Here is a 13090-nt window from a genome sequence, read left to right on the forward strand (position 1 = left end):
ACCGACACCACATCGTCAGGGCCGCAACAGGCTGTTGCTGATCTTAAAGCAGACCTTAGTCTAAATTGAGTATGGCAGGCAGAGATCGACCCAAAGGAGTCATTTAATAAGACATCCTTTATCATCAAAGACACTCAAATTAGCATCTAAATTTACCTATGAATACCTACATCACTGGCCTTGGCTTATTTACGACAGCTACGATTGTGCTCACCACGCTGTCCGCATACATGATTTACTGGCTGCTGAACAAGTCACCTATCTCAGGATGGCTCAATACCTCTGATTCAATCAGTCCGGCTTTTTTGTCAATCACAGCCTTTCTATTCAGTCTGGCTATCTGAACTATTGCCACCAACTCATTTCAAAGACATCAGATGGCTAGTGACAACTTGACCTCAGAAGCTAACTCAATAGGCGTACTCGTTAGCATCTCTAAATTACTCCCCGCCCAAGACGGCTCAAAACTAATCTTAGCAGTCAATAACTACGTTAATGCTGTGGTTGATAAAGAATGGCCAGTGATTTCAACGAATGGATATGAGAGTCGACAGATTGCATTCCCAGAGTTTGAGGCCTTAAGTACAGTAGTAAACAATATAGATATAGAACCCAATCAACGCGGCTCTATTGAAGGCCGAATGGATGGTGCCGTAGACTCCATTCGTCATAGCCGTCTAATGAGGCAATCATTAGCTTACGAAAATAATAGTCTTAAAAAATGGCCAGCAATTCCCGTTTGCTCATTCCTGCTGCTCTTGTGTGTTGGCTTAATACACCTCAAAAGCCAAAAAGCAATGAAGATAACTCTAGCTGTTGCTGGGCTATGCATTGTGACTTCAATGGTTTTTGTCTATATCGCTATGTCACCCTACCAAGGATGGAATCCGGTTGAGCCTTATAAATTAAGAGACTCATTAGCTTTAATAGATCCATCGCTCATGTCGAAATAAAAACCCGCCGTAGCGGGTCTTTGGTAAAGCTCTTAACTATCGAACAGTCCAGACTTTGCAATTGGTCTCATATACCCCTGACCTGGAGCCGTATCAGGATTTGTAGAGAAGTAAGAAATGACTAAATCACGATCTGGCGAAACATACAAACCTTGCCCCATGAAGCCAAGCTTGAACATGTCGCCATCAGGGAAAATATCATCCCATTGACGATTATTACTAATCACATAGTCATTCAAAGCAGCTGAGAATAGCGGCCCATCGGAGCCAGCCATATAAACATCATGGCTTGGCAATTCCTTGCGAATACGATGAAGAGTAGCGTCAGAAACTACCTTCGCGTCAGAAATCTTATTCCAACTCGGCGTGTAAAGCATTCCAAAGAGCATCAGGTTACGTAGACGACTTGATACCAATCCATGCATACACTCAAGGTGGTCGTTAGCAGACAGATGGAGTTGCATATCACCATCTAAAGACATGTGCGAGAACACTCTTTCATCTACAGCATCTGAAAAGCGTTTATTCAAGACTTCTTCGATAAGTATGACAAGTGATTGCGTATTCGTTGAGCTATAGTCAAAACGCTTTCCCGGATCAATTTCTTTAGTGGCCGACTTCATGATGGAGCGTGTCGTCTCTATCTTATTTGTTACTGGATCAGGATAGCCAAACTCGGATCGGAAGAGGCGAGTCGCCATAGATGTAGGGTCATGCCTAGTGACATCATTCTCTAAGATATTAAGACCAGAAGCCATGTTAAGAATATCAATAATCTTCATGTCTTCCCATGCGGTACCACGAAAATCAGGGACATAGTGACTGTAAGTCTTCTTGTCATCAATCTTGCCTTCATCGATCAATTGCTCGATTAGTAAAGCTACGATTGGCTTTGCTGTCGATGCCCATAGATGACTATCTGTTGACCTCATTCCGGGATAGCACTCATAAACCACCTTGCCCATATGAGCAACTATGAATGCCTGAATAAAACTCTTCGGACTATTCACAAAGTCATCAAGTGACAACTTACCGCAGACAGTTTCAGCCTCAATATTTCCGATTGCTTGATTGGGATCGCTAGGCAGAGGAACAGATGCTTTTCGGGGTGACACGATAGCAGTATGAAAAAAAGATGCTATGCGAGTATTGGCAAATAATGAAACATCGCCACCAGCGAGTGCATTTTCGTACTGAAACCCCCCCACCATCGCAAGAAACTCAGAATTAGAATAGCCAGCAAGTTCCTTGGTTACTGGCTGACGGCTAACATCTGCATCTTTTTTCATGGTTTTTCTCGGTCAATTTTGATTCAAAATTTTAACAGGCGTCAATATAAGCAGCGCCCAGACATATATTGGCTTGATCGTCCTCAATTGGCCGTTCTCTGCCACCCAATCTGCCCTATTTCCGATTTTTCAATGTCCGCATAACCTTTGATAAGAGCCACCTGACCGTCACGTAACCGGACACTTCCGAGTCGGGTCAAACCGACACTAAATGGTATCGCGTTACACGACACTTGAATCTACTAAGGCCTCAATAAATATAGTTAAGGAGTTTGAATAATCTTTAAAGTATTAATCTTGAGGTCTTTTTTCCAACAAATACGATGACAAGTCATTGTTGCCTGCAAGATGTAAAAGAAAGCGATATGCGATGTAGGGCAATATGATCAGCCAATATAAACATAGGAGCGCCATAATATGGGCGATGTCCCCATCACCAAAATTGCGCATAGATTCAATAAATCCTTGATGCTTAAAAAAGCCCTCTGTTCCCGCAGCAGAATAACGCAGCATTAGGGCGACGATGGATGCGAAAGTTGTGCGAACGAAGATTGATAAATAAATAGTGAATTTCAGATTGGGCTTGAATATCACTCCAACAGGAACAATCATTTCGGCGGTGAGCATGATTTTAGACATCACCAAGGCCTGAATCACAGCAAACCCATAGGACTCAATTCCCTTTTCTGGCATATGAACAGCAGCTTGATTGTAAAAAGTAATCGCACAAAACCAGAGTGATAGGTAGGTAGCTACTAATGGCAGCTCCTTTAACATTTTCTTCATGTTTCCAAAAAAGCTAAATTTCATTTAAGTCCGTTCAAAATAGGGAATTACATAGCCAAATCTACTACAAATAATCTTCTAAATATTACAATGCTATCATAATAAATATGATTTTTTTAAGCTTGCGAAGCCCCACCTTATACATCATGCAGATGCATCAATTCAAAGCACTACTGACTATCCTGGTGCTATGTAACGTCAAACTTGCGCGCTCTCAAGATACAAATTTATTCTTCAAAGCGCTTACCCCAGGAGAAGAGAGACTCATTTCTACTGAACGGCAATTACAAGCTCAGGATGATGTCGCCTCAGTACCAATTTATATCAACTTTGACCAAAAAGTAGGTCTAAAACATCAAGGCTCAACTCAATCTACCGAAATCGAGCCTTGGCTCCCCTACCGCATTAGTTCTGACTACAGCTATGTAGTGCATCCCCAAATCACGTATCAATCCTTTAGCAATTTCGATGGTTACTCCAGCTCGGGATTTAAACCAGTCATTATTGAAAGTTTTTTTACAAACACAGGTCAGTCCCGACTGAAGAATTCATTTGGTTTTGGTCCAATGGTACAGATCGGCACCAATATGCCTGCCATGTATGGCAGCTCACAAAATGCTGTGGGATACAGCATGGGCGCCATTCATCGAAGCGAGGATTGGATTGTGGGTGCTTATGCATATCAATCGTTTGGACTTGGAGCAATGCCGCTCAATGGTCCTAGCGCCAATAATGTTGGATTTCAACCTTTTATCACCTACATCACCAAAAGATATGGGAACATTACCCTTGATTGTGAATCGATCACGAATATGGATACCGGCGCCCGTGCCTATCCGATTAATTTAATGGGTAGCAAATTAGTTGAAGTGGCTGACCTACCCTTGCTATTTACAATTGGTGCTCGGTACTACTCGGTCAATACCAACCTAGGTGGCGCGCAAGGTTGGGGTGGGCGGATCGGGCTTACCTATGCTTTTTCACATTAATACCTTATAAAGTTAACTTATGACATCAAATCAAACCCTTTACTTCAACGGTAATATTTTGACCATGGCCGGCGATCAACCTGAATATGTTGAAGCAGTATTGGTGAAAGATGGAAAAATTGCTTTTACTGGTAACAAACAAGAGGCAAACGCTTTGTCCAGCCCAGATGCCAAAATGCATGACCTACATGGTCACACCTTAACCCCAGGATTTATTGACACTTGGGGACACTTTGGTTTGTTTGCTCAACAAACATTAAGTTTGAATGTTGGTTACTTCGCTGACAATCCTCCGCGCAGTAGATCTGAGTTAATTGCACAACTGAAAAAAGACGGCAAGCTTCTTAATGGATGGTTGATCGCAGCCGAGTACATGGATGGCTTAATGAAAGACGGACCATTAACTATTGCTGATTTAGATGCTGCTTTTCCAGATACGCCGGTACTTGTTCAAAACATTTCCACACTAGCGGGCTTGTTTAATACAGCTGGCCTAAAAAAACTAGGCATTACTGCAGATACTAAAGTTGAGTCTGGCACGATCGTAGTTGATCCGACTACTCATCAAATGACGGGCATCATTATTGGGCTACCCTATCTGAACGCAGTTGCTGCGGCTTATGGCCAATTTTCTCAGGATCTCACTTTTAAGACTTATCAAAGCGCAGAGAAAATTTATGCCTCATATGGCACTACGACTGCCCAGCACTATCAAGCCAGTCCTGAAGACATTCAATTGATGCGTCTCGCATCTGATAGCGGTGTTATTTCAATTGATTTAATTGCCCTCCCAATGAGCGATACGGTTGACACCCTACTACAAGGGAATCCCAACTATTCCTTTGGTGTCTACAGCAACGTTGATCGAGGCTTTAAGGTTGCAGGCATATTGATGTCAACAGATGGAGGGCCGCAGCTCAAGCTTGCTTACCTCTCTAAACCCTACAACGATACCACTGGCTTTCCGGATGGCTGGCGGGGTATGGCTTACTACACTCAAGATCAGGTTGATCACTACACTAAGTTGGCCTACGAAAAAAATATCCCGTTCTTTTGCTACAGCAATGGTGATGCAGGCATTGATATGGCCTTAGCCGCGATAAAAAAAGCAATTGCAGAAACTGGGATTACGGAAGATCGCCGCTCGACCATCTCCCATTCATTTTTTGCAAGGGAAGATCAGCTTGATGATTACAAAGCAAATCATATTATTGCCATTACTTTATCCAATCACATATGGTTATATGGAGATATCTATTTAGAGATCGTTGGTGAGGAACGCTCCGATCATTTTTGCCCCATGATGACAGCGCATAACAAAGGGATAGTAGTGGGAATCCATAATGACGTTCCCTCTTCTGGTCCGGACTGCTTATTTACTATTTGGAGTGCAGTCAATCGTAAAACAATGTCTGGAAAAACATTGGGTACTCAGGAAAAGATGGATCCTTACCTAGCATTGCAGGCGTTCACATGTAATGCTGCTTATGTATATCGCGAGGAGAATACGAAGGGTAAGATCCTGCCTGGCATGTTGGCAGATTTAGTGGAGTTGGATCAAAATCCTTTAACGATTGATCCAGATGCAATCAAAGACATCAAGGTAGTCAACACCATCAAAAATGGCAAAGTGATTTACTCCAGGAGTGTCGAGTAGACTTAAGAATGCATCGGATTCATCGGATTCATCGACGAGAGTATTCACTTGAGCTTATAGCAATCATCAAACCAATTAAACACAATTGATCAGCCTGAAACACTATTAATTTAAGAGAATTTTTGGCCTGCCCAGCACGATTCGAACGTGCGACCTACGCCTTAGAAGCTTAAAAAATGAGCTAAAACAATAGCTTAGACAATGACATAAGCCCGACAAGATCAGGTGTTCAGTAGGCACCGAGATCTGTGGTTCGTAGTGGAATTCTCTGGTTAGTGTCTAGCATTAACAGAAGTAGAGTCGGTTAAACCGACAGTAAATCATCAAGTTCAAAAAAGGCTTTACCGTACTTACCTTTCTGGTGGAGCTACTACTGGAGCATTTTCTTTGACTATCTCAGGATTATCTTGAGCTTTATTGATTGGCTCTTGGGCATCCTTGGCTTCAATCAAAGGTTCAGCAGAAATAGTTAGTCTAGCCTCAGACCCATCAGGCTGAGGTTTAAATAAAATAACCAATATCGCTACCCCCAAAATGACCCCCAAAGATAAAGCTGCTTGTATAGGAAATACAGTTTGGTAACTGGCTATCTTTTCCTTAATCAAAATTGAAATTTTTCGCACAATCTTTGCTGCAGAATTTTCTTTGTTTTTACTAGTAATGGGTTTGGGACTTTTCTCTACTAACTCTTTTTGCTCCAACCGCTCTGAGGTAACAGGCTTTGGGGTCAATAGCTCCTTGACAGGAGCTTGAGGAGTCTCTGGCATGATTTGCAAATCAAGTGCTTGCTGCTTTATCAAAAAAGCCTCCTCTTCGCTTAATCCTAATGCTAATGCAATCTTTTTTGCAGCAACCATTTTGATTGATTCAGAATAGAAGGCATTACTTTGCCCATTTTCTATTTGTTCAATATGTGTTTTGGAAAGAGTAACTTCTCTAGCTAAATCTTCAATTGATATTTCTTTTGCTTCTCTAGCTTTTTTGAAATTTTCCCCTAATATATAAGCGATAGAAGAGTGATTTTTCATAATAATTAGACTATGAATCTAGACAAATGATTGGTTTGTGTTTATTGAGACAGTCTGCAGATTATCAGCAAGCTTTTGGTCTGGATCAAAGCAATTTAGCCTGCCATTGACTTTGGCTTCTGGGTGAATATTAAGCTGCTTACACTGAATATCACCTCGAATAATAGCGCTCGGATAAATCTCAACGGAACCACTGGCAAAAATATTGCCATCTACGGTACCCACAATAATTAAGTTAGCCCAATAGATGTTGCCTTGAATATGGGCTGATTTATCAATCACTAGGATACCAATCCCGCCATCAGCCTCCAAAATATCACCTGTAATTTTTCCCAAAATGCGGAAGTTTCCATTGGCCTCTAGCTTGCCCTCAATGGTACTGCCCTCGCCCAAAATGCCCTGAAAAGGCATTTTTTTATATTGGGTTAAGTTTGAGGTTTTGTTGAACAATGTTATCAATCAGGGCTAAATTTTTTTACATAATAATGCCAAACAGTGGCTATTTGAAGAAATGGGCACTCTAGATTAACTATAACAAATAACGATCTAAAAAAACCTCTTAATAAGGACAAAAAAGGAAAGAAGGTCTGATCTTTAAAGAGTCGCAGAGTCGACCAAAGTCCGCCAGGATCAGCTTTAGGGTTGGTTTAGTTGACACATCGGAGAGACTTCCAAGATCTACTACGCCCTTTCTGGGGTACTCAATAAGATGAATGAGCTCGGTCAGGAACGAGCCAGTTCAGCCTGTCCAGCGCGAATCTTCTGCCTAGCTCGTTCTGCCTTTACTGCAGCCTGATCCTGCTTAACCCGATCTTTCATTGATTTAAGCCTAGCCTGCTCTGGGCTTAATGGCTTGATTGTGGCTACTTCACTAATAAGTGCAGGATAGGTAAGGACAGAATTCATTCCAAACTGATATTGAAGAATTAATCGTGCGTGTATTGGGCTATCAGCAAATACCGCTGTTTTAACCAATTGACCTTTTACACGCACACCGGCTTGATACTTGTTCATACAAGTATTTAGTTAGTCTACTTTCCAAAGCCACTTCTTAGCTTGGCGCTGGCTATATCAATTTGAGTATCAAGCTCCCCTGCTTCTACAGCAACTTTAACCGCCTCTAGGGCTTTGATTAAGTCTTCAGCGCTATCAACCTGAATACTAGGCTTACCTTTAGCCAATTCAATCGTCCATCTTCCGTACTTAATAGCTACGCACACTTTGCCCTCCTCAGTCTGAAACCACCAGGGCTTAATGCGTTTGGGCACCTCTACTTGCTTACGCACACCAGTATGAGCATCTTTAATACTGCGGAATTTCATAAGCACAAATGGCGTTCCTGAAATCTGTCCTTTAGCTAACTGGATCTGCTCCCACAAATGGCTCGATAACTTATTTCTACGAATAACAATGGCTGGCTGATGTGTTGGCTTTTTTAGAGCCACGAGTTTTAAAGAATTTAATGCGCTCATTTAATTTCTCCTTATTTGTGAATGGGCGCATATAAGTTAATTTCGAATTAGAAAATGGACTACCTCTATTTAGATCATGAATAAATTGGCTAATTTTAGAAAGAAAAAATATGGTTTTTATTAACGAGGGATAAATATTTACGAGTCGCGTAATGAGTTGCATTGAGATGCGATTAAAAAAGAAGTTGCAGTGAGTTGCTGTATTGGGAACAAATGAGTAACTCTGATCTGCAACTCAAGCAACAGCATCTGTATTTGGTCTCGCCTCTCAAAGCATCTCAAGCAACATCGCGACTTCTTTCAAACTTAAAGGAGATTAAAAATGAAAGAAATAACAGCCCGTTTATGGGAAAACAAAATGTATGGAACTACATATGGAAAAGGACAATACCGAAAAGCCATCTATAACGGCACATTGGAGTTAAACGATCCTTATGCCAAGTATTTATTGGACTTTGAGGAGATAGCTGATTGGTTTCACTTTACAAAAGCACCATTGCATCAACAAATGGCCAAGAACTTGGACAATATTCCCGAAAATGAATCTGGGGTGTTTATGACCTGGCTATATCGATATGAGCAAGGTATCAAAACTGCAATTGGTGGATATGCTGCATTAGATCTAAACAAGAATCGCATTTTGATTCAAGTGGATGATCAAGACCTTCAAATAAGCGAGCATTGGGAATTACCTGTGCGCAACTGCATCGCTAGAATTCCAGGAAAGCCAACCCCTGCGCTGATTGCTACAACCTTATCAGAGTTAAATTCCCCTCAAAAACCCGCTACAAACGGTGGATTTATTGGGAGAAATAAGCAACTACTTGAGGGGCTATTAAACAGCGTATAGCGCGAATTTGAGGTGTTACACGAGGATCGCTGTTTTAAGTCCGTTTAGCTGTTGTCTAAATCTCACGAAAAGAAGCGATCTTTTATAAATACTGCATAAAGAACAGGTTAAGAAAATTGTACTTTTCTTAACCCGCCTTGTAAGTCATTGATTCTTGGAAGATCTTTTTTGATGACCAAGCACACAAATTTCGGTCGACCTTTTGAGACTTAGAAAACATACTAAATACGCACTTTTTATTTATCTAAGGAGCATTAAATGGCACAAGCAAAAACCCTATCTCAAACAGAACTAGATCTTGTTCTTAATTACGTCAGCACCAAAAAATACGCCCTGCGCGATAGAGCATTAATACTTACCAGCTTTCTCGGAGGACTTCGCGTTGCCGAAATTGCTAGCTTGAAAATGGGTGATGTATTAAATCTCGATGGCACTATTAAGAATGAGATTCGCTTATCGGCTGCACAAACCAAGGGTAAGCACCCTAGGACTGTATTTGTCTCACAGCGATTACAGGCTGAATTAGCCAACTACTTAACAACAAGATATATAAAAGAACCTGATATCCCCCTCTTTCATACAGATCACCGCTTGGGATTTAGTGCTAATGGCTTATGCGTGTGGTTTTATCAGCTTTATAAGAATGTGGGTATTAGCGGCGGCAGCAGTCATTCAGGAAGAAAATTTTTTATTACTACCTTGGCTAATAAAGGGATTGGCGTTCGAATCTTAGCCAGTCTCGCCGGTCATCGGTCGATTGCGGTTACCCAAAGATATATCGATGTTAACGATGAGCAAAAAAGACAGGCTGTAGAACTAATATGAATAGCAGTCGGGTAAAACCGACTCTAGCAGGCAAGCCCAGTCAATTGCGATACACGATCTCTTGCGCAGTCAAACTCGTGATTACCTAATGAGAATAATCGACTAGCGAAATTTTCATCTTCAAAATTAAAGCAGGTTTGAAAGCTTTTGCCTAATTCTTGTTGTGGAAAACCGCCAAGTGCAGCCTGCTCTGAAATATTTAAAGCGCTTTCCTTATGCCTCATCACCATTAATGTCATATGGCGCCGCATATGATCATCTCCACTTTTATGCTTTGCAGCTAATGGGTCTAACCTCCCGATAAAGCGATCTACTAGCATTGCCATAGCCCCAGCCCGCCAGAGCTCAATATGGGGATTTAAGGCCATGGTGTAGATCAGGAGCAAATCCTTCCACATATTCTTTAATTTAGTGCCTTTAAGCACTTGACCATGAATTTGCTTAATTTGCGTATTTGGCCAAATTTGCGATAAGGCATTGACTAGTTGGGTAATCGATGGAGGATCTTGATCGCCACAAAGCTTTAGCAATACATCGTCATCACATACGAACAATCTATCCCCGCCTCTAATGACCTCAATCACTGGCTGGCAAGAATACATTGGCAGCTGTTTGTGCCCTTCAAACCAAGTCGCAAATAAGCAATTCAAGACGCAACCGTACTTGGAGTAACAATCTAAGACTTGTCGATTATCAAGACTCATTTTCTTAGGTAATCGTTTAGGTCTTACATACTGACTGGCGGCGGTGTAGCTAGGGCTTATGCGTAAAAAGTTAAAGAAAAGCCGCGCCATCTCTAAATGACAATCTTGCTGCTCCGCACAAAGTTTTCCGCCCATGCGGATATCTCCAGCCTAAATTTACCTACTTTTTTTGATTCTAACTTTTGTATGTATTCGCTACAGAAGTACTGCGGTGAAATCAGATCGTGAATGGAATCCACCATCACATTTTTAACCATTTCAGGAGAAAATCCATGAGTGAAACTACTGTAGTCGAATCAGGTGTTAGCGCCCCTAACGCTGAAAAAACGAATGCCAACCCTTTTGCAGTAGGAATTGGCAATTTATTAACAGGTAGCAATCCAGAAAAAGCCATCGGCGACTCTATCGATCGCCTGGTTGAGTATCGTAAAAACTGGGAAAGTAATGAGCTTTCTAGTGCAAATGATGTTCTCTATGGCATCTTGCAGCATTGCTATGCATTAAACAATACGATGCAAGGCTCGGACACCATTGCCAAAAGTCTTAAAAAGGGGCTGGCAAACTACATCAAGACCCATGAGTACAAATTTAGCGATAGCTCGCCCCTCATTACTAAGATCGTGAAATGCGTCTTTGGTGTAGATCGCCGTCGCGTGAATGCTTACAGCACATCAATGAAAGCAGCAATGGCAGCCAGAGTAAGTGTTCTAGATCTACCTAAATACTTTCGCGAGAATGGCGGCGTTGAGGAAGTTAGACGCTCTACTACAAGCAAAGGCAAGTCGATTGCTCAGAAGGTGGAATTAGGTAGAACAGTACTAGAAGGCGAAATATTAGCCAAAGTCCAAAGTGATTCTCTTAATGCCTCATTTTCCAATGAGCAATTAGAAGAAGGTGTTGTCTTATTGGCAACCCGTGAGGACGATGGTAGTTTTGCCATTCGCAGGGTTGTTCAAAGCGGTACGGCGGTTAAGTCAGCATTAGCAGCTTGCTCTAGTGTCGGCGCAGAGAAGGAAAGAGCTCAAAAACTCGCAGATGAAACTAAAGCGATTGAAGATGAGCGTATAGCAGCCCAAGCAAAACTCAAAGCCGCTTGAACTTGTTGTTTGCTATCTGATTGCTGGTATTTACTCCCTAAGATAAATCCAGCAATCATTTCCACTACATAAAGGAGATTGCAATGCATAACCCTAGACCACCATCTGTCGTCATACAAGCACCTCAGTGCTTAGATGATTTTGCCCTACAACCCAATAGTCGATTTAAACTTGAATCCATACTTGATTTAAGTCTGCCCATTCCCGCGAATGGTATTTGCGGGATAGTTCTATACGGCCTTTATGGGACCGGCAAGACTACCTTAGCAAACCTACTGCCAGGACTTATTGAAACAGCCAAGATCAATCCAGCTAGTACTTCGATGAGCGCTGGATTAATCGTTGATACAGAAGATCCTAATTCAGATTACTTTGCCTGTGCACAAGGTCAGAATGGCGCTCAATTAACTCAAGCCATTCAGAATCGAACCAGCTATATATCATTTAATAGTAGCGGCCTTCATTATGTGATTATGGATGAGGTAGATGTTTTAACCCCTGCCGCTCAAGCTGGTTTTAAATCAATCATGAATCGCAAGGATGTCATATTTATTATGACTAGCAATAACTTGGATCAGATTGATAAGGGCATTCAGAATCGATCAGTTTTAATTGATATGAATGTTCCACCTATTAACGACTGGCGGCCTATCTTGCGTCGGGTATATGAGAATGCCGGCTTACCAGCACCGCCCGATGCCGTTCTTGATCAAGTAGTTCAAGCTGGCAGAGGTTCAGCTCGAAGTATTTTCTCCGACATTGTGATGAGTGTAAATCAAGAGATGAGAGAAAAACATGATAACCATCTAATTACTTTAAAAGCTTGCGGCTAAGAAAGGAAAAAATATGAATGGCTTACTTGGAAACTTTGATTCGGCGAAGTTTATTTTTATTGCCTGCGATGAAGAAAGCTGGGTTCCAACACCCAAAGAAATTAAAACCTTTTTTCCTAACTCCCTTTGTAATATATATAAAGCATGGGGGCACTTTAAAGATAACTTCAAAGACATAGAAAATCTTTTTCACATAAGGCGTAGTGGTATTCAAATTCATGGATGCTGGAATAATCATGGAAGAATAATCAGCCACGCTATTAGAGTAGAAAATACTTGCTCCCGAAACTCATTTTTTGATTTGAAATATGGGGACTTTATTGTGGATTCTTTACAAATTGGAAATGATTCATTAAGTAAACTTGATTTATTTTTACAAGGCGCTGCTAAGATGAATTCCGCAATTAATTCGGTTTGTGAATGTAAAAACAAAATGGATACTACGTCTGAATTAGCCAAGCAAATGAGTTTGAAGGATTCAAAGATTGCATCACCCAGTGAATCAGCTGTAGCGGAAATATTTGATGACTATGGACTTGAAGCGCGAGCACAAATGTCGAACGCATTAAATAAGTGGTATGACCAGGCCAAGTGGTCTAAGTAACCC

15 protein-coding genes are annotated in these 13090 nt (G+C 41.4%); 8 read left to right on the forward strand and 7 right to left on the reverse strand.

Annotated elements, in window-relative coordinates; all coding sequences use genetic code 11:
* Positions 1-377: 377 nt before the first annotated feature.
* Entirely contained in the window at positions 378-953 is a 576-nt protein-coding gene (locus tag ICE89_RS01915; RefSeq protein WP_216264452.1) for a hypothetical protein, read from the forward strand.
* Positions 954-985: 32 nt separating this feature from the next.
* Here the strand turns inward: ICE89_RS01915 and ICE89_RS01920 are convergent, their stop codons facing one another.
* Both ICE89_RS01920 and ICE89_RS01925 read right to left on the reverse strand, forming a co-directional pair.
* Positions 986-2242 carry a serine hydrolase gene (locus tag ICE89_RS01920; protein WP_216264453.1) on the reverse strand — a complete coding sequence of 419 codons (1257 nt, stop codon included), beginning with the start codon at positions 2240-2242 and terminating at the stop codon, positions 986-988.
* 291 nt (positions 2243-2533) lie between these two features.
* Positions 2534-3028, reverse strand: coding sequence for a hypothetical protein (locus ICE89_RS01925; RefSeq protein ID WP_215274748.1), 495 nt, complete (start codon positions 3026-3028; stop codon positions 2534-2536).
* 107 nt (positions 3029-3135) lie between these two features.
* On the opposite strand from ICE89_RS01925, the gene ICE89_RS01930 reads away from it, so the two are divergent.
* Positions 3136-4017 carry a hypothetical protein gene (locus tag ICE89_RS01930; RefSeq protein WP_216264454.1) on the forward strand — a complete coding sequence of 294 codons (882 nt, stop codon included), beginning with the start codon at positions 3136-3138 and terminating at the stop codon, positions 4015-4017.
* Positions 4018-4036: 19 nt separating this feature from the next.
* Positions 4037-5674, forward strand: coding sequence for an amidohydrolase (locus tag ICE89_RS01935; protein ID WP_216264456.1), 1638 nt, complete (start codon positions 4037-4039; stop codon positions 5672-5674).
* A gap of 350 nt (positions 5675-6024) precedes the next feature.
* Here ICE89_RS01935 and ICE89_RS01940 read toward each other — a convergent pair whose 3' ends face one another.
* The 4 genes from ICE89_RS01940 to ICE89_RS01955 form a co-directional block, all read right to left on the reverse strand.
* Positions 6025-6702 (reverse strand): RodZ family helix-turn-helix domain-containing protein, encoded by a 678-nt coding sequence (locus ICE89_RS01940; protein ID WP_216264458.1) that lies wholly within the window; start codon positions 6700-6702, stop codon positions 6025-6027.
* Positions 6703-6720: 18 nt separating this feature from the next.
* Positions 6721-7113: a polymer-forming cytoskeletal protein gene (locus tag ICE89_RS01945; RefSeq protein ID WP_216202104.1), complete on the reverse strand. Its 393-nt coding sequence runs from the start codon at positions 7111-7113 to the stop codon at positions 6721-6723.
* A gap of 312 nt (positions 7114-7425) precedes the next feature.
* Positions 7426-7716 (reverse strand): hypothetical protein, encoded by a 291-nt coding sequence (locus tag ICE89_RS01950; protein ID WP_216264459.1) that lies wholly within the window; start codon positions 7714-7716, stop codon positions 7426-7428.
* A 17-nt stretch (positions 7717-7733) separates the two neighbouring features.
* The gene (locus ICE89_RS01955; protein WP_216264461.1) at positions 7734-8174 is read right to left on the reverse strand and encodes a DUF6641 family protein; all 441 of its coding nucleotides are present in this window, start codon (positions 8172-8174) and stop codon (positions 7734-7736) included.
* Between the two features lie 322 nt (positions 8175-8496).
* Here ICE89_RS01955 and ICE89_RS01960 point away from each other — a divergent pair, with 322 nt between their 5' ends.
* Both ICE89_RS01960 and ICE89_RS01965 read left to right on the forward strand, forming a co-directional pair.
* Positions 8497-9024 (forward strand): hypothetical protein, encoded by a 528-nt coding sequence (locus ICE89_RS01960; protein ID WP_216264463.1) that lies wholly within the window; start codon positions 8497-8499, stop codon positions 9022-9024.
* Between the two features lie 258 nt (positions 9025-9282).
* Complete coding sequence (locus ICE89_RS01965) at positions 9283-9849, forward strand: site-specific integrase (RefSeq protein WP_216264465.1); 567 nt, start codon at positions 9283-9285, stop codon at positions 9847-9849.
* Between the two features lie 23 nt (positions 9850-9872).
* Here ICE89_RS01965 and ICE89_RS01970 read toward each other — a convergent pair whose 3' ends face one another.
* Complete coding sequence (locus ICE89_RS01970) at positions 9873-10688, reverse strand: hypothetical protein (protein WP_216264466.1); 816 nt, start codon at positions 10686-10688, stop codon at positions 9873-9875.
* Between the two features lie 137 nt (positions 10689-10825).
* Between ICE89_RS01970 and ICE89_RS01975 the strand changes: the two genes are divergently transcribed.
* The 3 genes from ICE89_RS01975 (at position 10826) to ICE89_RS01985 (ending at position 13087) form a co-directional block, all read left to right on the forward strand.
* A complete protein-coding gene (locus ICE89_RS01975) occupies positions 10826-11650 on the forward strand; it encodes a hypothetical protein (protein WP_216264468.1) in 825 nt (274 codons plus the stop codon).
* Positions 11651-11733: 83 nt separating this feature from the next.
* On the forward strand, positions 11734-12483 hold the full coding sequence (locus ICE89_RS01980; protein WP_216264470.1) for an ATP-binding protein: 750 nt from the start codon (positions 11734-11736) through the stop codon (positions 12481-12483).
* A 13-nt stretch (positions 12484-12496) separates the two neighbouring features.
* Positions 12497-13087: a hypothetical protein gene (locus ICE89_RS01985; RefSeq protein WP_216264472.1), complete on the forward strand. Its 591-nt coding sequence runs from the start codon at positions 12497-12499 to the stop codon at positions 13085-13087.
* Positions 13088-13090 lie beyond the last annotated feature (3 nt).

This window comes from Polynucleobacter sp. AP-Kaivos-20-H2 (assembly GCF_018882215.1).
In the GTDB taxonomy this organism is placed as follows: Bacteria; Pseudomonadota; Gammaproteobacteria; order Burkholderiales; family Burkholderiaceae; genus Polynucleobacter.